Genomic DNA, 22,953 nt, shown 5'->3' with positions numbered 1-22,953 from the left:
GTTCGAACCGCCGAAACAAGTCCACCTTTCAAGGCTTTAGGCCTACTACAAAGCAGTCAGGGTGCAGTGGTGACCCCGGCAGGATTCGAACCTGCAACCTGCCCCTTAGGAGGGGGCTGCTCTATCCAGTTGAGCCACGGGGCCGTGCAAAGCCCTCTCTACCTTTGTTTTTTCGGCTTGTCATTGGGTTTACTGTGGGTTTGCTGTGGGCGTGCTGAACAGTTGTAAACTGCACGGTGTTTACGCTAGCATCAGATAAAACAACAACGCAGGTGCCTTCCGTGAACACAGAAACAAAACGCCCGCTTACCCTTCGCGATGTCTCTGAGGCCTCTGGGGTATCCGAGATGACGGTCAGCCGGGTCCTGCGCAATCGGGGCGATGTGTCGGATGCGACGCGCACCCGCGTTTTGGCCGCCGCGAAGGAACTGGGCTATGTGCCCAACAAGATTGCGGGCGCGCTTGCCTCAAGCCGGGTTAATCTGGTGGCGGTCATCATTCCATCCCTATCCAATATGGTCTTTCCCGAGGTTCTGACCGGCATCAATCAGGTATTGGAGGACACCGATCTGCAGCCTGTGGTCGGGGTGACCGACTACCTGCCTGAGAAAGAGGAAAAAGTGCTGTATGAGATGCTCTCCTGGCGACCCTCGGGGGTGATTATTGCCGGGCTGGAGCATACCGACGCGGCGCGGGCGATGCTGGATTCGGCCGGAATTCCTGTGGTTGAGATCATGGATACCGATGGCAAACCGGTTGATGCGATGGTCGGGATCTCGCATCGTCGCGCCGGGCGCGAAATGGCTCAGGCGATCCTGAAAGCGGGCTATGAACATATCGGCTTCATGGGCACCAAGATGCCTCTGGATCACAGGGCGCGGAAACGGTTCGAAGGCTTCACCGAGGTTATGGGCAAGCACGGGATCGAGATTGAGGATCGGGAGTTCTATTCCGGCGGCTCGGCTCTGGCCAAGGGGCGCGAGATGACGCAGGCCATGCTAGAACGCTCGCCCGATTTGGATTTCCTGTATTATTCCAATGATATGATCGGCGCTGGGGGGCTGTTGTATCTGCTAGAGCAAGGTATCGATATTCCCGGTCAGATCGGCTTGGCGGGTTTCAACAATGTCGAACTTCTGCAGGGCCTACCCCGTAAACTGGCGACGATGGATGCCTGCCGGCTTGAGATCGGACAGCAAGCGGCCAAGATCATTGCCACGCAGCTTGACGATCCAAATGCCGAGATCGATACCCGCGTGACTCTGACCCCCAAGGTCAACTTTGGGGATACGCTGAAACGGCGCTGATATCGTGGCGCTGAAACAGCTGGACAATCGCACGGCGCGGGCGATCTTCATGGATCGCCACGCGCTGGCCGAGGCACCTTCGGGCGGCTCCAAGGGCAGTGATCTGCTGGATCTGATCCAGAGGCTGGGCTTCGTTCAACTGGACAGTATCAATACGGTGGCGCGCGCGCATGACATGATCCTGTTCTCGCGCAGGCCCAGCTATCGCAGCGGGAACCTCAAACGTTTGTACGAGCGGGACCGGGCGTTGTTTGAACACTGGACCCACGATGCCGCCGTCATTCCGATGGAGTATTACACGCATTGGCATCTGCGGTTCCAGCGCGATGCGGATCTGCTGAAATCGCGGTGGAAGAACTGGCGTCGGGATGGGTTTGAGCAGCAGTTCGAAACGGTTCTGAACCACATCCGCGACCATGGACCTGTGTCTTCGTCCGATGTTGGGAAGGACGAAAAGAAGGGCTCTGGCGGGTGGTGGGATTGGCACCCATCCAAGACCGCGCTTGAATACCTTTGGCGCTCTGGCGCGCTGACCGTTGTCGGGCGTGAAGGGTTTCAGAAACGCTATGATCTGACCGAACGTGTGATCGAAACACATCTCTGCCCCGGTCAGCTAATCTGTGACACCGACGCGACAGTTAATTGGCTGTGCAATGCGGCGCTGGACCGGCTTGGCTTCGCCACTTCGGGCGAGCTGGCCGCGTTCTGGGATACCGTTAGCGCGGCTGAGGCTAAGACCTGGTGCGCCCAAGGGTTGCAATCAGGCGCACTAGAGGAGGTCGAGGTCGCTTGCGTCGACGGACGCCTTCGCAAACTGTTTGCCCGCCCCGATCTGACCGATGGTATGAGCGATCTGCCCGCACCAACAGGCCGCATCCGGGTTCTCAGCCCGTTCGATCCGATGCTGCGCGACCGGAACCGGGCCGAGCGGCTGTTTGGTTTTTACTACCGGATCGAGGTCTTCGTGCCCGAACCCAAAAGGATCTATGGCTACTATGTTTTCCCGCTGCTTGAAGGGGACAAGCTGATTGGCCGGATCGACATGAAAGCCCATCGCGACGAAGGCATTCTGCGCGTCAAAGCCCTCTGGCCGGAGCGCGCGATACGGTGGTCGGATGCGCGTACGCGACGGCTGCAATCCGAGTTGGACAGGATGCGCCGATTTACCGGTCTCGATAAGGTCGAATTTGCCAATGACTGGCTGAAAGAGCCCAAATAGTCTCTATTTTGCGCCAGTCAGGGTCAGGTGAATGGGCTCCAACCCATCAATCCCACCTTCAATTTCATCCCCTGCACCAACCGGCCCCACCCCGGCAGGGGTGCCCGTCAGGATCACGTCGCCGGGGCGCAGGTGATAGAAACCGGACAGGTGGCAGATGATCTCATCAATTTTCCAGATCAACTCATGCAAAGTCGCGTCTTGCCTAACCTCGGCGTTGACGTTCATGTGAATGCGCTTGCGGTCCTCCGGCGACCATTCGGCGGCTCGGGTCAAAGGTGCAAAGACAGCGCCGTTCTCCACATCCTTGCCCAGATCCCAAGGGCGCTGCTTGTTGCGTTCACGGATCTGAAGATCGCGACGGGTCATATCCAGCGCGCATCCATAGCCATATACTGCTTCCCACGCCTGTGCAGGGGTGGCGCGGAACACGGGGCGACCGATGGCGACAGCCAGCTCCATTTCATGGTGGTAGTTACCGGTACCCGGCGGGTATGGCACACTCGCTCCGGTCAGCACCGCGTTTGCGGGCGACTTGGTGAAATAGAACGGCGCCTCACGATCTACCTCGTGGCCCATTTCAGCGGCATGCGCCGCATAGTTGCGCCCAACGCAGAAAATCCGACCGATTGGATAGGTTGCCTGTTCGCCGACCACGGGGATCGAGATTGGTTCGGGTAGAGAAAACTGATACGGCATGGTGATCCCCTGAGTGTTGCGCCGCGCAACTTATCGTCTGGCACGCAACTGGCAAGCCGTCGCGATGCGCCGGTTCACGCCGACATTTGCGGCGAGATCAGGCGCAAAGCCGCCCAATTCCTGCAGCGGCGCATCTGGGCGTATGAATCCCTTGGAAACAGGTAAAATCGTGCTAGATCGCCTAGTAGATTTGAGAATTGATGGCACCCCCTCCACCTGCCCGGCACAGAAGTACTGCCGGAAAGATCAATACGAATGAAATGACCTGAAGATACCTCTTGCGGACGCCTCAACATGTCGGCATTGGGACGTGAACGTATCGGAGACGGCAGGCGGATACGCCCATCCCCCTGGGAGTTTCGCCCGTGTTAGACCCTGTTTCAGGGCTTGCGCGCCCTCCGAGACGTGGGCCGGGCCGTCGGGTAAGACGACACGCAACGGCCTTGGGCCAGGCACAGAATCCAACCCGGGTCTGGCCACCCCGCCGGAGAATTCCCCCTACCTTCTCCGGCGGGGTTTTAACTCAGCGGCTCACTCTTTGAAATTTTTCAGCTCGTTGAGGATATCCAGAAGCGTTTCATGCTTTTCGGGACCAAGATGCGCGCGCATGCGATCGGCCTGTTGAACAATGCCCGTCAGATTGTCCTGAATGATCTGTTCGCCCTTCGCGGTGATCTCGACGATCTGACGTCGTCGATCTTTGGGGTGACAGCGGCGCTTGATCAGGCCCTTGTCTTCCAGTTTTTGCAAGATGCGCGTCAGGCTGGGCAACAACAGGCATGCCCGCTCCGAGATATCGGTCGGCTCGCTTGCACCTTCTTCTTTCAGAAGGCGCAGCACGCGCCATTGCTGCTCGGTCACGCCGGCATCAATCAGCAATTTGCGAATAGGACCCATCACCCTTTCACGGGCGCGCAACAACGCGATCGGCAGGGATCGCGACACCAAGGGGAGTTGATCGGACATGCTGAATCATTACTGAAAAAGCAGAAGGTCTCAAGCCACCAAGAGAGGAAAGACATATAAGGCACTGATAAATATCAGTTTAAAGCCGATAGTGGCAAGCTACACCCGCATCGCCTCGGAGGCTTTTGCATATCCACCCGAAGCCCCATCCACGAAATGCACATGATCGTCCCGCATGGCTGAGGGGACAAAGCAGGTCATCATCGCCTCATCCTGTACGTGCAATCCGTAGCGGATTTTGCCGCGACCGCGGGCTTCATCCAGCATACGCTGGAGGCGGTCCAACGTGGCAGGGTCACAGTCCAGCGTCATTTTCAAACCATCGTCAAATTTGCGATAATCCGCGTTTTGGCTGACCATACGCCGATAGTGGCCCGGTTCGAACTGCCCCAACCGCTTGCCCGTCAGAAACAACAGGGCGATCAACAGGTTCTGACCAAGCAATTTCAGCTTTTGCGCAAACAGATTGCCCCCTGCTCGCGAGACATGAGCGTCCAGCCCAACATCCGGCGGCGGCCATGTCATCGGAGGTCCGTTTTCCGGAACTGGATGCCCCGAACGATCCAGTTCTGCGGCCATGGTGACAACAGATTGCGCCAGATCCGCAAAATCCCGCTCGGTCGCCTGAGCCGTCGGCTGCACCACGACCGAGACGATCTGGCCATGCTGCGCTGGACTATTGGACCAGCGGCAGGACAGGCCCTCCAGGTTTGGCTGCGCGTTGGGCGCGGCGGGCTCAACCGAATAGTGCCCGGATTTCATTTGTGCCTCGGCCCAGGCCAGACCTCCGCCCGCGAACATGGCATAGTCCACCCCGGTGGATGGGGCATAGCGAGCGACCCTCAGGTCTTTCCCGGCTTTGCGCAACTCGGCCACCGGGACCAGGGCGGCGCGCAGCGGCATCTCAAACTCCTCTTCGGCCCAGCGCCGCAGGGTTGCCAACGCTCCAGCCGCGATATCCGCCGCACTGGGGGGCACGGCAAAGCCAGCCCCGTCGCCACCAAAGACATATGGGAAAGGCTTGTTTTCCAAAGCGTTGATCATGGCCGAGATCACCGCAGCACCGACCATGTTGACGGTTTTGTACCGTCCCCGCGCAATCTGCGTCGTCGAATCCACAATGTCGGCAACACCCACAACCCAATCGTCCGGAACCGAGGCAAACTGCGCCGGGTCCGACAGAAGGGTAAAATCGCGCCAAAGCGGCAGGGACTCGTAAAAATCTGAATGGAGGTCTTTCATCGTCCCCCCTTTGTTCCAATTGGAGGTTAAGCTAGCCCGAATGTGATCGCTGTCCTCCCCTTGCAACATAGTACACGTGCTTGTGCGTTTTGCCACGGCGTGCCAATCAGGGCGGTGGAAATGCGCAGGAAAGGGCCGTTCATGCAGGCTGGTTTGGTTGTACTATGTCTGGCTTATGTCCTGAGCCAGTTTTTTCGCGCGTTCCTTGCCGTTCTCAGCCTTGATCTGGCGCGCGATATCGGAGCCTCGCCCGAGGATCTGGCCTTCGCCTCGGGCCTTTGGTTTCTGGTCTTTGCCGCGATGCAGCTGCCGGTGGGCTGGGCGCTGGACCGGATTGGACCACGGCACAGCGCGTCCGTCCTGCTGCTCATCGGCGGGGCCGGAGGGGCGCTTGTTTTTGCTGCCGCCACCAACTCGCTGCATGTCAGCATCGCGATGGCCCTGATCGGTGTTGGCTGTTCCCCGGTTCTGATGGCCTCGTACTTCATCTTTGCACGAGAGTATCCTCCGGCTCGGTTTGCTACGCTGGCGGCGCTGATGCTGGGCGTGGGGTCGGTCGGCAATCTGGTCGCGTCCTACCCAACGGCGCTTGCGGTCGAGATGATGGGTTGGCGCGCCACGATGGTTGGGTTGGCGGTTCTGTCGGCCGCAATCGCCTTGGGCATCTGGTTCAGCGTGCGCGATCCGAAAAAGGTCGAGACCAACCACAAAGGATCTTTGCTGGACTTGCTGAAAGAGCCTGCCTTGTGGCTCATCCTGCCCTTGATGCTGGTCGCGTACGCTCCGGCGGCGGCATTGCGCGGGCTTTGGGCGGGGCCATATCTGAACGACGTGTTCAGCCTGACCACCACGCAGATCGGTACGGCCACGTTGGTGATGGGAACCGCAATGATCGCGGGAACTTTTGTCTACGGCCCGTTAGACCGTCTTCTGGGCACCCGCAAATGGGTGATTGTCGGCGGCAATGTCCTCTGTGCGGCTGCGCTTGGCCTTTTGTGCCTGTGGGTCGATAGCGCTGTCTGGGTGTCGGTCGTGATGTTGTCGCTGATCGGATTTCTGGGCGCAAGCTTTCCAGTCATCATGGCCCATGGTCGAGCCTTCATCCCGCCGCATCTGACCGGGCGTGGCGTGACCTTGCTGAACCTTTTCGGCATCGGCGGCGTAGGGCTTGCGCAATTTGCCACCGGGCAGATTCACGCCGCCTATGCTGGTGCGAGCTCTACGGCCCCCTATACGGCGATATTCGGCTTTTTCGCGGTGACCCTTGCCATTGGATGCGTGATCTATCTATTCAGCCGGGATAGCGTCGACTGACGCGACGATCAGGAGAGCCCGGTGAAAGACCCCGTCGTCATTGCCCCCAATCTCAAACGCAGGCTTTCGGGCGTGACCGCAACGATTGCGCGACTGGTCCCTTTGCAGGCGCACCAGATCGACATCGCCGCCACCGGGCCGGGGCTGCCCTCCGACATTCCGCATATCCCGCTGGGCAGCCTGCCTTTTCTGTCCCGTCGTACGCTGCGGGTCTGGCACGCGCGCCGCAATACCGAGATGCTGCTGGGCCTGATCCTGCGCAATGTGTTCCGGTTGAAGCTAAAACTGCTGTTCACCAGTGCCTCGCAACGGGCGCATACGGGCTACACCAAATGGCTGATCGACAAGATGGATGCGATTGTCGCGACCTCGCGCAAGACCGCGGGCTATCTGGAACGAGACGCGCAGGTGATCATGCATGGCATCAACCTGGACGATTTTACCCCGCCTGAGGACAAAGCCGCCCTTCGCACACAGCTAGGGCTACAAGATGGCCTGCTGCTGGGCTGCTACGGACGCATCCGGCACCAAAAAGGCACGGACGCGTTCGTCGACGCCATGATTGATCTGTGCGCCCGGTCCGAGGACGTCTCGGGCATCGTCATGGGCCGCGCGACTGAAAAACACACGGGTTTTCTGGCCGAGCAAAAAAACAAGGTCGCCAAGGCAGGCCTGTCGGATCGTATCCTCTTTATGCCCGAGGTGACGGTCGACCAGATTGCCGAATGGTATCAGGTACTGGACCTGTTCATCGCCCCCCAACGGTGGGAGGGTTTCGGCCTCACCCCGCTTGAGGCGATGGCCTGCGGCGTGCCCGTTGTCGCAACCGACGTCGGCGCGTTTTCCGAGATCGTGACCGACCCGTCTCTGGGCCGGGTGGTGGCCCCGGGTGATATCCCGGCACTGGCCGATGCAGCCGCAGAAATGCTGGAAAATCGTGATTCCCTGTCTCAGGCCGGACAGGCCGCTCGCAGACATGTTGAGCAGAATTTCGATATCCAAGGCGAAGCACAGACCCTCGTGGCCCTCTACAAGCGCCTGCTGAGCGAGTGAAGCGCCTCAAATCGGCGTCATTCGTTAAAATACATTGCGAAAGCTCTTTTGTCCCGACGGCAACGCGGCTATGAACGCGCGTCCTTAACTTTGGAGACATGAAATGGGCTATCGCGTCGTCGTCGTCGGCGCCACAGGTAATGTGGGCCGCGAAATGCTGAACATCCTGGCGGAACGCCAGTTCCCCGTGGACGAAATTGCCGTGCTGGCAAGCCGTCGTTCGCTGGGTACTGAGGTGACATTTGGCGACAAGACACTCACGACCAAAGACCTGGATACCTTTGATTTCACCGGCTGGGATATGGCCCTGTTCGCTGTAGGCTCTGCCGCGACCAAGGACTATGCGCCCAAGGCCGCTGCGGCGGGCTGCGTGGTGATCGACAACTCGTCGCTCTATCGCTACGACCCCGAGATCCCGCTGATCGTGCCCGAGTGCAACCCGCAGGCGATCCACGACTACAAGAACAAGAACATCATCGCCAACCCCAACTGCTCGACCGCGCAGATGGTCGTCGCGCTGAAGCCGCTGCATGACCGCGCCAAGATCAAACGCGTTGTTGTCTCGACCTATCAGTCGGTGTCCGGTGCGGGCAAAGAGGGCATGGACGAGCTGTGGGAACAGACCAAGGCCGTCTACAACCCGATCAACGAGGTTGAGCCGAAGAAGTTCCAGAAACAGATCGCGTTCAACGTCATCCCTCAAATCGACGTCTTCATGGAAGACGGCTCGACCAAGGAAGAGTGGAAGATGGTTGTCGAAACCAAGAAGATCGTCGATCCGTCGATCAAGGTCACGGCCACCTGCGTTCGCGTGCCCGTGTTCGTTGGCCACTCCGAGGCCGTGAACATCGAGTTCGAGGAATTCCTGGACGAAGACGAAGCGCGCGATATCCTGCGCGAAGCGCCGGGCATCATGGTGATCGACAAGCGTGAGGCCGGCGGCTACGTCTCGCCCACCGAATGCGTTGGTGATTTCGCAACCTTCATCAGCCGCATCCGTCAGGACTCGACCGTTGAAAACGGTATCAACCTGTGGTGCGTCTCGGACAACCTGCGCAAAGGTGCCGCCCTGAACGCGGTTCAGATCGCCGAGCTTTTGGGCCGTGAGGTTCTGAAAAAGGGCTGACGTCTGAATTGATATTCTTCGCAAGGGGCCGTTTCGTCAGAAGCGGCCCTTTTTCTTTGCGTGTGCTCAGCCATGATCCCGTTCAATACAAAGGACAGACACAACAATCCGTGCTAAGTTGCGTTCATAGCCTTAAGAAAACCATCCAAAGGGTTTCACGATGCGCATTTTCTCTGTTCCTTTCATAATACTCGCCACTCTTTCTCCGCTGTCCGCGACATCACAAGAGATAGCCGATACGATCTATTCCGGCGGTCCCATTCTGACGATCAATGATGAGCAGCCCTCGGCCGAGGCCGTGGCGGTCCGCGATGGCCGCATTCTGGCGGTTGGATCGCTTGCCGATATGGCCGCGCATCAAGGCGATGGGACCACAGCATTCGATCTTGCAGGCCGAGCAATGTTGCCTGGATTTGTCGACAGCCACGGGCACGTTGTGATGGGCGGGCTGCAAGCCTTGTCGGCCAACATGCTGGCACCTCCGGACGGAGAGGTGACAGACATCGCCAGCCTGCAGGCCACTCTGACAGCCTGGGCCGAGGCGAATGCTGAAGCCGTGGAAAACGCGAACATGATCATCGGCTTTGGGTATGACAATGCGCAACTGGCCGAGCTGCGGCATCCCACACGCCAGGATCTGGACGCCGTTTCCACCACCATTCCCGTCGTGATCATCCACCAATCCGGACATTTGGGTGTTGGCAACTCAAAGGCACTGGAACTGGCGGGCATCACTGCCGAATCCGAGGCGCCACCAGGCGGCGTTATTCAGAGGGATGAAAACGGAGAACCCAACGGTGTACTGGAGGAATACGCATTTTTCGCCTTGTTAGTGCCTCTTCTTGGTGATCTGGGCGAAGACGGTCTGGCTGAATTTGCTCGAGCCGGCAGCGCGCTTTGGGCGCGGTTCGGATACACCACCGGGCAAGAGGGCCGATCATCCGGTGAGATCGTTGAGGTGCTGAAAAAGGTTGGAGCCGATGGCGAACTGCCCATTGACGTGGTTGCCTTTCCCGACGTTCTAGAGGCGCAGGACTACATTGGCAGCAATGTCTCAGAGCATTACACGAATAGGGTCCGCGTGGGCGGCTGCAAGCTGACCATTGATGGCTCACCCCAGGGTTTCACGGCGCTGCGCGACCGTCCCTACTACGATCCGGTTGGCTCTTACCCCGCAGGCTATGCCGGCTATTCCGCGATCACGATGGAGCAGCTTCAGGGCGCTGTGAACTGGTGCTATGAGAACGGCATTCAGATCTTGGTGCATTCCAATGGCGAAGGCGCATCGGATATGCTGATCGCCGCTCTGGAAGAAGCCCAGATGAAATACGGCGACCCCGGAAACCGCCCGGTCCTGATCCATGGCCAGTTTCTGCGCGAGGATCAGGTCGCCAGTTTCAAGCGCTTGGGCGTTTTCCCATCTGTCTTTCCCATGCACACGTTTTATTGGGGAGACTGGCATCGCGACCATACCGTCGGCCCGATCAATGGTGAGAATATCTCGCCGACCGGATGGATACGAGAGCGTGAAATGATGTTCGGAACGCATCACGATGCGCCGGTCGCCTTGCCCGACAGCATGCGTGTTCTGGCCGCGACAGTGACGCGACGTACCCGGTCAGGCGACATACTTGGCCCGCATCAACGTGTCGATGTTATGACCGCCCTCAAGGCCATGACGATTTGGCCCGCATGGCAGCATTTCGAAGAGGATCAGAAGGGCTCAATCGAAGTTGGCAAGGTCGCCGACTTCGTCATCCTTTCGGACGATCCGACAGCGGTGGACCCGGAAACTTTGGCCGAGCTTCAGGTTCTGGTGACCGTGAAGAACAATACAGTTGTCTACGAAGCTAAAGAAGGCATCCGAGAAGGAAAGCTGGACGTCTCACCCTTTTCTAACGATCCGGTTGTTGCACATACCTTCCTGCACGCGATTTATCAGGGGATGAAAGTCGAACAGCCTTGGCTGGCGACGGAACCAAAACGCAATTAAAGGGCGTTTCCGAGGGCAGGGCTATCTCTGCCCTTCCACCAAAACCTTGAGGTTCATCAGACCACGCTCATAGTCTGGGCCTAGCCACCGGTCCATCATTACCCCCATCCAACGAGACATCGGGTTCATGCCAAACTCGGATTCGAAGCCCCATGTAACCTGCGTCTGATCCCCATCGGGTTGCAGGAGGAACGCGGCTGAGGCTGTTCCCATCGGACCGAAATCAAGCGCGGTCTGGACGCTTTGGTTTTCGACGCTCGCCACAATCTCTTGCGATCCGGTGCCGACCTGCGGGTCGTCAGAGCTCCAGTTCAAAATATTCCCAACCCCCGACTCTGGCCCGGAATAGGTCAGCTTCGTCTCGGGGTCCCGGTGCAACCAGGGTGACCAATGCTCGGTCTGCTGCATCGAGTTCACATAGGGAAAGATCACCTCAGGCGCGGCGTTGATGGTGATGCTGCGGGATACCTCGGCTTTTGAGGGCAGCAAGTACGCAATGCCGACCAGTGCCAGTACAAGAACGATCAGGCCAAGAAAAACGCGTTTAATCAATTTCATAATATGCTCCAAAGGGCAATTCCCTTGTCCGGAGCATATCATAGAAAATTGGACGGATCTGCCGTTTAACGCGATGCTAGGGCGTCAGACCGGAACGAACTTTTTCTGATAGGGATCGAAACACTCCAACCCGCCCGCGCCGATATCTGTCCAAAGTCCGTGCAGGCTGAGCGTGTCGTTCTTGACCGCGTCGGACACAAACGGGAAGGTCATCAGGTTTTCCAGCGAGGCAACGACGGCCTGACGTTCAAACTGGCGGGCCTGCTCGACGCCATCCTCGATATCCGCGACCTGTTCATACTTGGGCTTGAGGATATCCATCCAACGGCCAACAAAGCTTTCTTTTGCTTCCAGCTGCGGGGCTTCACCCTTGCACATGTCGATACAGCCCTGCACCCCACCGCATTGCGAATGACCAAGCACTATCAGATGCGCCACTTTCAACGCGGTCACCGCATATTCGATGGCTGCACTGGTCCCGTGGTGATCCCCATCCGGCGCGTAAGGCGGCACAAGGTTGGCAATGTTGCGGTGAATGAAGAACTCACCCTGATCGGCACCGAAGATCGCGGTTACATGAACGCGGCTGTCGCAACAGCAAATCACCATCGCACGGGGGCGCTGCCCCTCATCCGCCAAACGCCGATACCAGACCTGATTTTCGGAATAGGTCGTCGCTTTCCAGCCGTGATACCGTTTCACCAGATAGGTCGGCAAAGGTTTGGCTAAATCCATTTCGGCATTCCCGTCTTTCGTTTCGTAGGCTGCTGTAAACCGAATTCAAGAAAAATTCGAGCCATTATCCAAATTCATCGCAAGGTTTTGCAAAGGAATTGACAGCAAGGATCAATGCCACGCCGTGGGGGCGATTAAACTAGGGTGAATGTGGTGGAAAACATACTCAGGCTTGAACACAAGGAAACCTTGCGGTTGGATCCGGATCGCCTCAGCGGGCTGTACCGGCAGTTGGGCGACAAGAACGCGCTGGACGTACTTTGCCGCACGGTCGAGGAACTGGCTGTGCGCCTGTCGAATTGCGAACGGCACTGGCGTCAGCGCGATTGGGAGGCATTGCGCAAATGCGCCAAATCGCTGGTGGCAATCGCCGATCAGATCGGAATGACGGCGCTGGCGCAGGTTGCGGGCGACGTCACCTGCGCCGTGGATGCGGGCGATGCGGTTGCAGCAGGGGCAACGCTGGGTCGGTTGATCCGGGTTGGAGAGCGCTCTCTGACCGCGATCTGGGATCAGCAGGACCTTTCGGTGTGACGGGGGTTGCGGGCAGGCCGCAGGCGGATAGTCTGGTCGCAAATTCACTCAGCCCGAGACACCTATGACCCTCAGCTTTGCCCAACCCTCTGACACCTCTGTGCCGCTGCATGTGGTGGCGCAACCTGATCTGGACGATTGGCTGGCCGGTCAGTCCGATCACATCCGAAATTGGGTAACGGCAAACGGGTTCAAGGGCGCTTTGGGTCAGGTCCTGACCGTGCCAAGCACGGAGGGCGGTGCGGGGTTTGCGCTGGCCGGATACGGGACCCAGAGCAAGCGCGCCCGCAAGCGGTTCCCTCTGGCCGCTGCGGCGGATGCGCTGCCGGAAGGCGGCTATCACATCGCAGCGGGCGTTCCGACGGAGCATCTAGAGATGGAGTGTCTGGGCTGGTTGCTGACCGGCTACGCCTTTGATCGCTATGCGCCTCAATCCGCCGCCAAGGCGTGTCTGGTAGCTCCTGAGGGGGTTGATGCCGCGCGGTTAGAGGTACTGGCAAATGCCGAGGCGCTGACCCGCGATCTGGTCAACACGCCAGCCTCCGATATGGGGCCGGATCAACTGCAAGCGGCAGCCGAGGCGTTGGCGGACGAATTCGGAGCCACGTGCAAAACGATCACCGGCGACGCGTTGCTGGAACAGAATTTCCCGATGATCCACACGGTCGGACGAGCCGCAGATCAGGCCCCGCGCCTGATCGAGATGAATTGGGGCGCGACCGGGCCGACGTTGACGCTTGTCGGCAAGGGTGTGTGTTTCGATACCGGCGGGCTGAATCTGAAACCGGGCGCGTCGATGGGTCTGATGAAAAAGGACATGGGGGGTGCCGCCAATGTTCTGGGCCTTGCCCGGATGATCATGGCGCTGAGCCTGCCGCTACAGCTGCGGGTGCTGATCCCGGCGGTTGAGAATGCGGTGGCTGGAAACGCCTTCCGTCCCGGAGATATCCTAACCTCGCGCAAGGGTCTGACCGTCGAGATCAACAACACCGATGCCGAGGGGCGGCTGGTTTTGGCCGATGCGCTGGCGCTGGCGGATGAGGGGAAACCTGATCTCGTGATCTCGATGGCGACCCTGACCGGTGCGGCCCGTGTGGCCGTGGGGCCTGATCTGGCGCCGTTCTACACCGATGACGACCGGGCCGCCGGGGCGCTGAGCAAAGCTGCTGCCCAAGCCGCTGATCCGGTCTGGCGCATGCCTTTCCATACGCCCTATGAGGCGATGATCGAACCCGGCATCGCCGATCTGGACAACGCGCCCTCGGGCGGTTTTGCAGGATCCATCACCGCAGCTCTGTTCCTGCGCCGCTTTGTTGAAGACAGCAATTACATGCATTTCGACATCTATTCCTGGCAGCCCAGCAAGCAACCGGGTCGCAGCAAGGGAGGTCTGGGGCAAAGCCCACGCGCCCTACTGACCGCACTGCCCGAGATCTTGGGCCTATGACCCAGCTTCGCGTCTTGGACCCGGTCGTTGACCTGCTGCGCAGCCCTGATGGCCCGCGCGATCGTCAGTTGCTGTTCGGAGACACAGTACAGCTTGCAGAGCAGAAAAACGGGTGGAGTCGTATCAAGGCTGACAAGGATGGCTATGTCGGATGGGTTCGCTCGGCCCAATTGGGGCCGCAACAGACCACGACCCATAGGATTGTTGCACCTGCCACACATGCCTATGAACAGGCGGATATGAAAACCCGCGATCTGACCTCGCTGAGCTTCGGAAGTTTCGTACACGCCCTCTCCCAAGCGGACAGATTTGTTGAAACTGAGCTGGGATTCATCCCAAAAGTCCACACGGCCCCGATTGCCGAATTGAACCGTGATCCTGTCGCTGTGGCCGAGTTGTTTCTAGGCACACCCTATCTGTGGGGCGGCAACAGTCGGTTCGGGATCGACTGTTCTGGGCTGGTTCAGGTGGGGTTGCTGGCCTGCGGTATGGCGTGTCCCGGCGACAGCGGCGATCAGGAAAAGGCCCTTGGTATCACTCTGCCCGAAGGATCAGAGGCCAAACGCGGCGATCTGTTGTTTTGGAAAGGCCATGTCGCATGGGTTTCCGGGCCGAATATGCTGTTACATGCCAACGCGCATCACATGGCAGTCGCGTATGAATCCTTGGATCACGCCATCACGCGCATTCAGGCGCAGGGCGACGGGCCTGTGACGGCCCATAAAAGGCTCTAATCCGGGGAAACTGAGCGGATCAGTTTGCGCTCCAGCACCCTCAGAACAGTGCGCAGGTCATGGCCGCGTTTCAGAATCCGTCCGTCCATCCCCACAACGGAATACATCCCCTGCTTTTGGCGCAGACGGGGGTGCTTCTCGATCCGATAAATGGGATGCTCGGCGGTCCGTCGGAAGATCGAAAAAATCGCCATGTCGCGCAGGTTGGAAATTCCGTAGTCGCGCCATTCTCCGGCGGCGACCATCTTACCATAGACGGACAGGATATGGGACATCTCGCGCCGGTCGAACGCGACGGGCATCTGGGCCGAGTTTGTTGGGAACCGGCTGGGAGGCTGCATGTTCATACCACAAGCCTTGCCGGAAAACGCGGCTGAATCAAGCCCGATGCGCAAGCGGACCATAATTCGTCAACGGGTGTTACCGTCGTCCGACTTGTCGACAGATCAGGATGACTGGCAGCAATCCAACGGCCAGAATGACCAAAGATGGCACCGCCGCCCCCTCCAGCCGCTCGTCCGAGGCCAGCCGGTAGGCCTGTACCGCCAGCGTGTCAAAGTTGAAGGGGCGCATGATCAGGGTTGCGGGCAGTTCCTTCATCACGTCGACAAAGACGATCAACAAGGCCGTCAGCAACGAGGGCGTCAGGATAGGCAGATGCACCCGCCGGAGCGTTCCAAGAGGCGTCTGCCCCAAAGACCGGGCCGCAGCATCCATATTGGCGTGAACCGTACTTTGCCCGCCTTCATAAGCGCTTAGGGCCGCCGCAAGGAACCGCACCATATAGGCCGCCACCAGCAGCCAAATGGACCCGGTCACCAGCAGGCCCGTCGATACATCAAATGTCGCGCGCATCCACGCGTCCAGCGCGTTGTCAAAGCTGGCGAAGGGCACCAGCAGACCAACCGCGATCACCCCACCCGGCACCGCATAGCCCAGCCGCGCGATATAGCCCGCGATGGTCGAGGGTCGCCCCGGTCTCAAACGCTGAAAGAACCCAACACTAACGGCTGCAATAACGGTGATGACAGCAGCCGTCCCGGCGAGGATCAGCGAATTCTGGATGAAACCGAGGTAGCGGGGCGACAGTAGGCTCTGCTCGGATTTCAACCCCATCTCAAAGAGAACAACCACCGGCAGAAGGAACCCAAAAAACACGGGAATGGCGCAGAGGGCAAAAGCCCCGATCGCGCGCCATCCAGTCAGTTGCGCTGCGGGCAGAGCTGCATGTTGCTTGCCCGCTTGATAATACTTGGCCTTGCCGCGCCGAGTGCGTTCAGCCACCGCCAACACAAGCGCGAAGGTCAGCAGACACAAAGCCAGTTGTGCGGCGCCTGCACGATCTCCCAGCGAAAACCAACTGGTATAAATGCCCGTGGCGAAGGTCTGGACACCGAAATACGAGACGGTTCCGAAATCGGCAATGGTCTCCATGATCGCCAGAAGAACGCCTCCGGCAATGGCCGGGCGGGCCATGGGCAGAGAGACCCGCCGAAACGCCAGCCAGGGGCTGTTTCCCAACGCTCGCGCCGCCAGAAACGCGGTGGCGCTTTGCTGTAGGAACGCTGCCCGTGCCAGCAGGTAGACATAGGGATATAGCACCAGCGTCAGCATCACCGCCGCGCCCTCGGTCGAGCGGATTTCGGGGAACCAGTAGTCGCGCGGCCCCCAACCCGTCACATCGCGCAGCGTGGCCTGCACGATACCGGGATGATCCAGAATGAACGTGTAGGCATAAGCCAGAACGTAGGCCGGGAAGGCCAATGGCAGGACCAGAGCGATTTCCAAAAGGCGCACGCCGGGGAACCGCGTCATCGTCACCAGCCAGGCGGCTCCGGTCCCGATGCTGAACGTGCCCACGGCCACCAGAACCACCAATATTGCGGTGGTCATCGTGTAGCGGGGCAGCACGGTTTCAGCCAGGTGCGAGATGGTTTCCGTGCCACCGGTCAGCGCCGCCAGAACCACCGCGACCATCGGCAACAGACAGGCCGCTGCTACGATATGGGCAATGGCGGCCAGCAGCCGCGTGCCACGCACGCCGCGGTTTCGTGATCCATTTTCAGAATATTCGATCTGGGCCATTTTCCGGGCTTGTAAGGGACGAGGGCGCCCTCTTTCTCGACTAAAACGCTAGGAAACACCAGTGCCCAGAGCAACAAATCTGCGGCATCAAACGCCGCAGATATCAGTCATAGACGCGCTGATCCTCGATCACCAAACCATCCTTGGGCAAGGACCCGGGGGCCACAACCTCGATCGCACCTTTCAACTTCAGCACTTCGGCCACGGATTTCGCATAAGCCATGTCATCGCCACCAGCACTCTCGATCTGGACGGTCATCGTGTCCATCTCACCCTGACGGGTTGCGATCACGCGGGCTTTGACGATCTCGGCATGTTTGTCGACCAGCGCGGCCACCTGCTCGGGCCGGACGAACATGCCCTTGATCTTGGTGGTCTGATCGGCGCGCCCCATCCATCCCATGATCCGATCGTTCGTACGACCACAAGGCGACTGACCCGGCATGATGGCCGACAGGTCGCCGGTCGCAAACCGGATCAGCGGGTAATCTGGGTTGAGTGAGGTCACTACGACCTCGCCAACCTCACCGGTCGCAACCGGAGTGCCGGTGCCGGGAGTGACAATTTCGACGATGACATGTTCGTCCAGAATCATCCCCTCCATCGCGGCGCTCTCATATGCGATATTGCCCAGATCAGCCGTGGCATAACATTGCAGACAGGCAATGCCGCGATCCGCATATTCCTGCCGCAGCGACGGGAACAGCGCGCCCCCGCCAACAGCGGCTTTTGAGAAACTCAGCGCGACGCCCATGGCATCGGCCTTGTCCAGAATGACCTTCAGATAGTCAGGCGTGCCCGCATAGGCGGTACATCCGACGTCGCGAGCTGCGGTCACCTGCAGCTCGGTCTGGCCGGTTCCAGCAGGCAGAACAGCCGCACCAACCGCGCGTGCGCCGTTTTCAAAGATCATGCCCGCAGGCGTCAGGTGATAACCGAAGCAGTTCTGAACGATGTCGCCCGCGCCAACACCGGCGGCGTTCAGGAAGCGACCCATGCGCCACCAATCGTGGTCGGTGCTGCCCGGCTCGTAAATCGGGCCGGGGGACTGAAACACGTGGTGAAAGTGCCGCGCCGGTTTGACTGTAAAGCCACCAAAGGGCGAGCGCTCTCCTTGCGCGCGAGTCAGGTCCGACTTGCGCAGCACCGGTAGCATGGGCAGGTCTTCGGCCGTTTTCACCGTATTAGTGTCTGTTTCAGCGAAATGCGCCATGAACCCCGGCGCAGACCGCGCCCGCTCCAGTTGCGCCTGCAGCGCCACCGCCTGATCCGAGGCGCGCTGATCCGCCGAGCGCGTTTCGAGTGCGTCGAAATAGGTCATCGCCATATCCTCCATCAGATCACAACCACCGCTTGCGGCGGCGGTACGAGCGCACATCGCGAAAGCTTTTGCGGCCTTCATCTGACATGCCGAGATAGAATTCCTTCACATCCGGGTTCTCGCGAAGTTCGGCAGCAGGGCCGTCCATCACCACGCGACCGGATTCCAGAATGTAGCCATAATGGGCAAACCTGAGCGCAACATTGGTGTTCTGTTCGGCCAATAGGAACGAGACGCCTTCTTTCTCGTTCAGATCTCTTACGATGCCGAAAATCTCTTCGACCAGCTGCGGAGCAAGCCCCATCGAGGGTTCGTCCAGCAGGATCGTCTCGGGCCGTGACATTAGCGCGCGGCCCATCGCGACCATCTGCTGTTCCCCGCCCGAAGTATAGCCCGCCTGACTTTTGCGGCGCTCTTTCAGGCGCGGGAAGTAATTATAAACCAGCTCCAGATCGCTCTGGATCGCGGCATTGCCGTCCTTGCGGGTATAGGCCCCAGTCAGCAGGTTTTCCTCGACCGTGAGGTGTTCGAAACAGTGGCGGCCTTCCATCACCTGAATGACGCCTTTTTCCACCAGATCCGCCGGGTCGCTTTCATGCACGCTTTGGCCGCGATACTTGATCGAGCCCTTGGTGACCTCACCCCGTTCAGAATGCAGTAGGTTCGACACCGCCTTAAGCGTCGTGGTCTTGCCCGCGCCATTCCCCCCAAGCAGCGCCGTGATGCCGCCTTTGGGAACCGTCAGGCTGACGCCCTTCAGCACGAGGATCACGTGATTGTAGATCACCTCGATATTATTGACCTCAAGCAGGGTTTCCGCCTGCACATCCGTGGTTTGGGCCGCATCCAGCATCAGCGCCTATCCTCGTTCGCGTGTTCGGGTCAGGGCGGCAGCAAACCGCCGCCCCGCTTGGTTCAGAGCGCTTTAGTTGCAGCGCGTTTCGATATTGTTTTCAGCCGCATAAGCCGCCGAGTCTTCTGCGATCAGAGCGTTGATGACTTCGGCATCTGTCGGTTTGAAGTCCTGAACCGGGTTCCAGGTTCCGGCTGCTGCATCCCACTGGACCACGCCCACAAGACCGGGGCCGCCATGGTTTTCACAGGAAACCGAGAATTCCGGTCCGAAACCGACCATGCCCAGACCTTCCATCTTGGCATTTGTAATTTCCAACGCCTCCATGCCATCGCGCATCATTGACGCGTCGATCTCGGCCGTGCCGTGCATTTCCTGCGCAGTCTTTACCGCTTCAGCCGCCAACATCGCAGCATAGAGACCGCGGTTGTACTGAACAGTGCCCAGTTGATCCCCTGCGCCTGCGGCTTTACCGGCATCGACGACGTATTTCTGCAGATCGTCATAGACCGGATAGTCCATACCTAGGCCCGTGAAGGTCAGGGCCTTGTAGCCGGTGGCCTTTTCACCTGCAGGCTCGACATCGAATTCAGCACCTGACCACCAGACGCCAATGAAGTTCTCCATCGGGAAGCGAATGTTGGCCGCTTCCTGAACCGCAACTTGGTTCATGACGCCCCAGCCCCACATGATCACAAAATCGGGCTTTTCGCGGCGGATTTGCAGCCACTGCGATTTCTGCTCCTGACCCGGGTGGTCGACGGGCAGCAGAGACAGCTCATAGCCGTGCTTTTCGGCCAGCGTTTCCAGTGTGCGGATCGGCTCTTTGCCGTAGGCAGAGTTGTGGTACACCAGCGCGATTTTCTTGCCGCTCAGGTCTCCGCCGTTTTCATCCAGCAGATAGTTGATCGCGCCCGAAGCTCCGTTCCAGTAGTTGGCCGGATAGTTGAACACGTGGCTGAACACCTCGCCATTCGCAGCCGAGGTCCGGCCATATCCCATCGTGTGCAGCGGGATGCCATCTGCCGTCACTTTCGGGATCAGCTGATAGGTAATTCCGGTGGACAGCGGTTGATAGACCAGAGCACCTTCGCCCTTGGTCGATTCATAGCATTCCACACCTTTTTCAGTGTTATAGCCGGTTTCGCATTCGATAACCTTGGCTGGAACACCCCCGATGCCGCCATCGCGTTCATTCAGCAGGGTGAAATAGTCGGCGTAACCGTCAGCAAACGGAATACCGCCAGCCGCGTAGGGACCCGTCCGGTAGCTGAGCGACGGGAACACAAGGTCGGCCATGACCGGACCTGCGGCCATCACGGCGCCCAGCGCCAGGGTTGCCAGTTTCTTGTTCATCGGGTGTCTCCTCCCTTGATTGATCCGATGGTGGTTTCGGGCGTTTGCACCCGTCTTTTTTGATTGGGCCTGTCCCTAATGCGGGAACGGCCAGAGTCTGAGTTTCTCTTTGGCGACACGCCACAGCTGCGCCAGCCCGTGCGGTTCGAGGATCAGGAACATGATGATCAGCCCGCCTACGATAACGAGGTTCAGGTGCGCCACGATGTCCGTGGGCCAACCCAGCAGGTCTACGCCGATCAGCTTCAGCACGACCGGCAACAGCACAAGGAACGCAGCCCCTGCGAAGGATCCGAAAATAGACCCTAATCCTCCGATAATGACCATGAACAGCACCAGAAATGATTTCTGGATGCCAAAGACCTCGCCGACTTCGACCGCGCCCAGATAGACCGCAAAGAACAGCGCCCCTGCGATGCCCACAAAGAACGAGCTGACGGCAAAGGCGGTCAGTTTGGCCTTGAGGGGGTTCACGCCGATGATCTCGGCAGCGATATCCATGTCGCGGATCGCCATCCAGGTCCGGCCCGTGGTGCCCCGCGTCAGGTTGCGCGCGAGGATGGCGCAGACGGTCAGGAAAATCAGGCAGAACAGATAGGTCGCCCAAGCCGGAGCATTCGGGCCGGTGATGATGATACCAAACACATCCCGTTCCGGCGCGTTGATCTGCCCCGAAGCCGAATAGTTGTAGAACCACGGCACCCTGTTAAACAGCCACACCAGGAAAAACTGCGCCGCTAGCGTCGCCACCGCCAGATAGAACCCCTTGATCCGAAGGCTCGGCAGGCCGAACAAGACACCCACAAAGGCTGTGATGCCTCCTGCTAGGATCACGTGGATGAACATGCTGACATCCGGGAAAGCGGTCATCAGCTTGTAACAGGCATAGGCACCCACAGCCATGAACCCCCCGGTGCCCAGCGAGACCTGCCCGCAATAACCCACAAGGATGTTCAGCCCGATCGCTGCGATGGCGTAGATCAGAAAGGGCAGCAGCAGCGCGTTGGCCCAATAATCGTTGATGATGAAAGGAATGATCCCGAACGCCACCGCCAGCACGACATAGTAGCGGTACCGGTCAAACTTGATCGGGAAAGTCTGGCTGTCAGCAATGTACGAGGTTTTGAAATCCCCGGCCTCACGATAGAACATGTCTTACTTTCCCCATTCTTCCTGCGCCCGGTTCCGGGCCGCGGCGTCCAATTGGTTTGAGCCCTTGGCATATCCGCTCGCCTCAGACGCGCGGACCAGTTTCAAATAGGCCAGAACGCCCATGATCAGACCCGCAAAAGCCAGGATTGCCGCGATGGTCAGCTGGCCTTCGGAAAGATCGTCCGAGGTCAGGGCTATATACCCAAACGCCCAGAACCCGGCCCATGCGATGACGTTGATGATGGCGATCAGCTTGGTCATCGCTAAACCCTCTCGATGATCTTCTCGCCGAACAGGCCCTGAGGTCGGAACACGAGGAAGATTAGCGCCAGCACGTAGGCAAACCAGTTCTCAGTCGCGCCGCCCAGCGCAGGTCCTAAGGCGAATTCGAACAGCTTCTCGCCCACGCCGATGATCAGCCCGCCGACGATCGCTCCGGGGATTGAGGTGAAACCACCCAGCATCAGCACCGGCAACGCCTTGAGCGCGATCAGCGACAGCGAGAACTGCACGCCGGACTTGGTGCCCCACATGATCCCCGCGACCAAAGCGACGAACCCTGCGACCGACCAGACCATGACCCAAATGAAGTTCAGTGAGATGCCAACCGACAGCGCTGCCTGATGGTCATCCGCCACGGCGCGCATCGCCCGGCCCTGTTTGGTGTACTGGCTGAAGGCAACCAGAGCTGCCACCAGAAGCGCCGCGATGATCGTCGCCACGATGTCCAGATTGTCGATGAAGAAGCCGTAGTCGAAGATGTTGTAGGTCGTTTCATCAATCCACAGGTTGATGCCCTGGGGCAGCCCTACATCCAGCGTCTTGATCTCAGACCCCCACATCAGGTCGGCCACGCCCTCAAGGAAGTAAGCCAGACCAATGGTGGCCATGAACAGAATGATCGGCTCCTGCCCGACCAGATGGCGCATGACGAAGCGCTGCACCGCCCAGGCCAGCAACACCATCACCGCCATGGTCAAAAGGATCGCCAAAAGCGCGGGCACGTTCCAGCCAAAGTAGTGGATATGCGTCCCGAAAATCGCATTGATCAAATGGGCAAAAGGCACTTGCCCCTTCATGATCCCCACCAGCGTCATCGCCGCAAAAAGCGCCATAACCCCTTGGGCATAATTGAAAATCCCCGAGGCCTTGTAGATCAGTACAAAACCTAGCGCGACCAGCGCATAAAGCACCCCGGCCATCAGACCGTTGAGGATGACCTCCATCGCAAATACGAGTTGTTCAGGCATTGGTGCCCC

Annotated in this window: 22 protein-coding genes and 1 tRNA gene; 9 read left to right on the top strand and 14 right to left on the bottom strand. The window is 59.1% G+C overall.

Going from position 1 to position 22,953, the window contains the following annotated elements:
- Positions 1-67 precede the first annotated feature (67 nt).
- Positions 68-144, bottom strand: a tRNA-Arg gene (locus tag ACP15L_RS10560).
- A gap of 137 nt (positions 145-281) precedes the next feature.
- Here ACP15L_RS10560 and ACP15L_RS10555 point away from each other — a divergent pair.
- The gene (locus tag ACP15L_RS10555; protein WP_425084119.1) at positions 282-1,307 is read left to right on the top strand and encodes a LacI family DNA-binding transcriptional regulator; all 1,026 of its coding nucleotides are present in this window, start codon (positions 282-284) and stop codon (positions 1,305-1,307) included.
- 4 nt (positions 1,308-1,311) lie between these two features.
- Positions 1,312-2,526 (top strand): winged helix-turn-helix domain-containing protein, encoded by a 1,215-nt coding sequence (locus ACP15L_RS10550; RefSeq protein ID WP_425084118.1) that lies wholly within the window; start codon positions 1,312-1,314, stop codon positions 2,524-2,526.
- Between the two features lie 3 nt (positions 2,527-2,529).
- Here the strand turns inward: ACP15L_RS10550 and ACP15L_RS10545 are convergent, their stop codons facing one another.
- The 3 genes from ACP15L_RS10545 to ACP15L_RS10535 all read right to left on the bottom strand — a co-directional run bounded on the left by ACP15L_RS10545 (position 2,530) and on the right by ACP15L_RS10535 (position 5,433).
- Positions 2,530-3,225 carry a fumarylacetoacetate hydrolase family protein gene (locus ACP15L_RS10545; RefSeq protein ID WP_425084117.1) on the bottom strand — a complete coding sequence of 232 codons (696 nt, stop codon included), beginning with the start codon at positions 3,223-3,225 and terminating at the stop codon, positions 2,530-2,532.
- A 531-nt stretch (positions 3,226-3,756) separates the two neighbouring features.
- Positions 3,757-4,191: a homoprotocatechuate degradation operon regulator HpaR gene (hpaR, locus tag ACP15L_RS10540; RefSeq protein WP_170380277.1), complete on the bottom strand. Its 435-nt coding sequence runs from the start codon at positions 4,189-4,191 to the stop codon at positions 3,757-3,759.
- A 99-nt stretch (positions 4,192-4,290) separates the two neighbouring features.
- Entirely contained in the window at positions 4,291-5,433 is a 1,143-nt protein-coding gene (locus tag ACP15L_RS10535) for a DUF3095 domain-containing protein (RefSeq protein WP_425084116.1), read from the bottom strand.
- Positions 5,434-5,574: 141 nt separating this feature from the next.
- On the opposite strand from ACP15L_RS10535, the gene ACP15L_RS10530 reads away from it, so the two are divergent.
- The 4 genes from ACP15L_RS10530 (at position 5,575) to ACP15L_RS10515 (ending at position 10,919) form a co-directional block, all read left to right on the top strand.
- Entirely contained in the window at positions 5,575-6,747 is a 1,173-nt protein-coding gene (locus ACP15L_RS10530) for an MFS transporter (RefSeq protein WP_425084206.1), read from the top strand.
- A 21-nt stretch (positions 6,748-6,768) separates the two neighbouring features.
- On the top strand, positions 6,769-7,800 hold the full coding sequence (locus ACP15L_RS10525) for a glycosyltransferase family 4 protein (RefSeq protein WP_425084115.1): 1,032 nt from the start codon (positions 6,769-6,771) through the stop codon (positions 7,798-7,800).
- A gap of 103 nt (positions 7,801-7,903) precedes the next feature.
- Positions 7,904-8,926, top strand: coding sequence for an aspartate-semialdehyde dehydrogenase (locus ACP15L_RS10520; protein ID WP_170380274.1), 1,023 nt, complete (start codon positions 7,904-7,906; stop codon positions 8,924-8,926).
- A gap of 160 nt (positions 8,927-9,086) precedes the next feature.
- The gene (locus ACP15L_RS10515; protein ID WP_425084114.1) at positions 9,087-10,919 is read left to right on the top strand and encodes an amidohydrolase; all 1,833 of its coding nucleotides are present in this window, start codon (positions 9,087-9,089) and stop codon (positions 10,917-10,919) included.
- A gap of 21 nt (positions 10,920-10,940) precedes the next feature.
- Here the strand turns inward: ACP15L_RS10515 and ACP15L_RS10510 are convergent, their stop codons facing one another.
- Positions 10,941-11,477 (bottom strand): SRPBCC family protein, encoded by a 537-nt coding sequence (locus ACP15L_RS10510; protein ID WP_425084113.1) that lies wholly within the window; start codon positions 11,475-11,477, stop codon positions 10,941-10,943.
- A gap of 84 nt (positions 11,478-11,561) precedes the next feature.
- Entirely contained in the window at positions 11,562-12,212 is a 651-nt protein-coding gene (locus tag ACP15L_RS10505) for a carbonic anhydrase (protein WP_170380271.1), read from the bottom strand.
- A gap of 144 nt (positions 12,213-12,356) precedes the next feature.
- On the opposite strand from ACP15L_RS10505, the gene ACP15L_RS10500 reads away from it, so the two are divergent.
- The 3 genes from ACP15L_RS10500 (at position 12,357) to ACP15L_RS10490 (ending at position 14,927) form a co-directional block, all read left to right on the top strand.
- On the top strand, positions 12,357-12,746 hold the full coding sequence (locus ACP15L_RS10500) for a hypothetical protein (protein WP_425084112.1): 390 nt from the start codon (positions 12,357-12,359) through the stop codon (positions 12,744-12,746).
- Positions 12,747-12,810: 64 nt separating this feature from the next.
- On the top strand, positions 12,811-14,193 hold the full coding sequence (locus tag ACP15L_RS10495) for a leucyl aminopeptidase family protein (protein ID WP_425084111.1): 1,383 nt from the start codon (positions 12,811-12,813) through the stop codon (positions 14,191-14,193).
- Positions 14,190-14,927 carry a C40 family peptidase gene (locus ACP15L_RS10490; protein WP_425084110.1) on the top strand — a complete coding sequence of 246 codons (738 nt, stop codon included), beginning with the start codon at positions 14,190-14,192 and terminating at the stop codon, positions 14,925-14,927. Before ACP15L_RS10495 ends, ACP15L_RS10490 begins: the two co-directional genes overlap by 4 nt.
- Here ACP15L_RS10490 and ACP15L_RS10485 read toward each other — a convergent pair.
- The 8 genes from ACP15L_RS10485 to ACP15L_RS10450 form a co-directional block, all read right to left on the bottom strand.
- Positions 14,924-15,274, bottom strand: a complete 351-nt coding sequence (locus tag ACP15L_RS10485; protein WP_170380289.1) for a DUF2794 domain-containing protein — start codon at positions 15,272-15,274, stop codon at positions 14,924-14,926. The genes ACP15L_RS10490 and ACP15L_RS10485 overlap by 4 nt on opposite strands.
- A 73-nt stretch (positions 15,275-15,347) precedes the next feature.
- Positions 15,348-17,012, bottom strand: a complete 1,665-nt coding sequence (locus ACP15L_RS10480) for an ABC transporter permease (RefSeq protein WP_425084109.1) — start codon at positions 17,010-17,012, stop codon at positions 15,348-15,350.
- 103 nt (positions 17,013-17,115) lie between these two features.
- Positions 17,116-18,333, bottom strand: a complete 1,218-nt coding sequence (locus ACP15L_RS10475; protein WP_425084205.1) for a phenylacetate--CoA ligase family protein — start codon at positions 18,331-18,333, stop codon at positions 17,116-17,118.
- Positions 18,334-18,352: 19 nt separating this feature from the next.
- On the bottom strand, positions 18,353-19,186 hold the full coding sequence (locus ACP15L_RS10470; RefSeq protein WP_170380267.1) for an ABC transporter ATP-binding protein: 834 nt from the start codon (positions 19,184-19,186) through the stop codon (positions 18,353-18,355).
- Positions 19,187-19,258: 72 nt separating this feature from the next.
- Positions 19,259-20,542 (bottom strand): ABC transporter substrate-binding protein, encoded by a 1,284-nt coding sequence (locus ACP15L_RS10465; protein WP_170380266.1) that lies wholly within the window; start codon positions 20,540-20,542, stop codon positions 19,259-19,261.
- Positions 20,543-20,617: 75 nt separating this feature from the next.
- On the bottom strand, positions 20,618-21,694 hold the full coding sequence (locus tag ACP15L_RS10460) for a branched-chain amino acid ABC transporter permease (RefSeq protein WP_170380265.1): 1,077 nt from the start codon (positions 21,692-21,694) through the stop codon (positions 20,618-20,620).
- A gap of 3 nt (positions 21,695-21,697) precedes the next feature.
- Positions 21,698-21,955 (bottom strand): hypothetical protein, encoded by a 258-nt coding sequence (locus tag ACP15L_RS10455; protein ID WP_170380264.1) that lies wholly within the window; start codon positions 21,953-21,955, stop codon positions 21,698-21,700.
- Between the two features lie 2 nt (positions 21,956-21,957).
- Positions 21,958-22,944 carry a branched-chain amino acid ABC transporter permease gene (locus ACP15L_RS10450; RefSeq protein WP_170462900.1) on the bottom strand — a complete coding sequence of 329 codons (987 nt, stop codon included), beginning with the start codon at positions 22,942-22,944 and terminating at the stop codon, positions 21,958-21,960.
- Between the last annotated feature and the right edge of the window lie 9 nt (positions 22,945-22,953).

The sequence above is a fragment of the Ruegeria profundi genome, assembly GCF_049800715.1.
Taxonomy (GTDB): Bacteria; Pseudomonadota; Alphaproteobacteria; order Rhodobacterales; family Rhodobacteraceae; genus Ruegeria; species Ruegeria profundi_A.
Note: the sequence above shows the minus strand (reverse complement) of the source record. Positions and strands in the feature narration are given on the sequence as shown.

Excerpts from the sequence above, each read along its gene's own strand:
- ACP15L_RS10450 (WP_170462900.1), bottom strand. The coding sequence starts at position 22,944 with ATGCCTGAACAACTCGTATTTGCGATGGAGGTCATCCTCAACGGTCTG.
- ACP15L_RS10515 (WP_425084114.1), top strand. The coding sequence starts at position 9,087 with ATGCGCATTTTCTCTGTTCCTTTCATAATACTCGCCACTCTTTCTCCG.
- ACP15L_RS10535 (WP_425084116.1), bottom strand. The coding sequence starts at position 5,433 with ATGAAAGACCTCCATTCAGATTTTTACGAGTCCCTGCCGCTTTGGCGC.
- ACP15L_RS10545 (WP_425084117.1), bottom strand. The coding sequence starts at position 3,225 with ATGCCGTATCAGTTTTCTCTACCCGAACCAATCTCGATCCCCGTGGTC.
- ACP15L_RS10465 (WP_170380266.1), bottom strand. The coding sequence starts at position 20,542 with ATGAACAAGAAACTGGCAACCCTGGCGCTGGGCGCCGTGATGGCCGCA.
- ACP15L_RS10455 (WP_170380264.1), bottom strand. The coding sequence starts at position 21,955 with ATGACCAAGCTGATCGCCATCATCAACGTCATCGCATGGGCCGGGTTC.
- ACP15L_RS10520 (WP_170380274.1), top strand. The coding sequence starts at position 7,904 with ATGGGCTATCGCGTCGTCGTCGTCGGCGCCACAGGTAATGTGGGCCGC.
- ACP15L_RS10490 (WP_425084110.1), top strand. The coding sequence starts at position 14,190 with ATGACCCAGCTTCGCGTCTTGGACCCGGTCGTTGACCTGCTGCGCAGC.
- ACP15L_RS10460 (WP_170380265.1), bottom strand. The coding sequence starts at position 21,694 with ATGTTCTATCGTGAGGCCGGGGATTTCAAAACCTCGTACATTGCTGAC.
- hpaR (WP_170380277.1), bottom strand. The coding sequence starts at position 4,191 with ATGTCCGATCAACTCCCCTTGGTGTCGCGATCCCTGCCGATCGCGTTG.
- ACP15L_RS10480 (WP_425084109.1), bottom strand. The coding sequence starts at position 17,012 with ATGGCCCAGATCGAATATTCTGAAAATGGATCACGAAACCGCGGCGTG.
- ACP15L_RS10470 (WP_170380267.1), bottom strand. The coding sequence starts at position 19,186 with ATGCTGGATGCGGCCCAAACCACGGATGTGCAGGCGGAAACCCTGCTT.
- ACP15L_RS10485 (WP_170380289.1), bottom strand. The coding sequence starts at position 15,274 with ATGAACATGCAGCCTCCCAGCCGGTTCCCAACAAACTCGGCCCAGATG.
- ACP15L_RS10475 (WP_425084205.1), bottom strand. The coding sequence starts at position 18,333 with ATGACCTATTTCGACGCACTCGAAACGCGCTCGGCGGATCAGCGCGCC.
- ACP15L_RS10510 (WP_425084113.1), bottom strand. The coding sequence starts at position 11,477 with ATGAAATTGATTAAACGCGTTTTTCTTGGCCTGATCGTTCTTGTACTG.
- ACP15L_RS10530 (WP_425084206.1), top strand. The coding sequence starts at position 5,575 with ATGCAGGCTGGTTTGGTTGTACTATGTCTGGCTTATGTCCTGAGCCAG.
- ACP15L_RS10505 (WP_170380271.1), bottom strand. The coding sequence starts at position 12,212 with ATGGATTTAGCCAAACCTTTGCCGACCTATCTGGTGAAACGGTATCAC.
- ACP15L_RS10495 (WP_425084111.1), top strand. The coding sequence starts at position 12,811 with ATGACCCTCAGCTTTGCCCAACCCTCTGACACCTCTGTGCCGCTGCAT.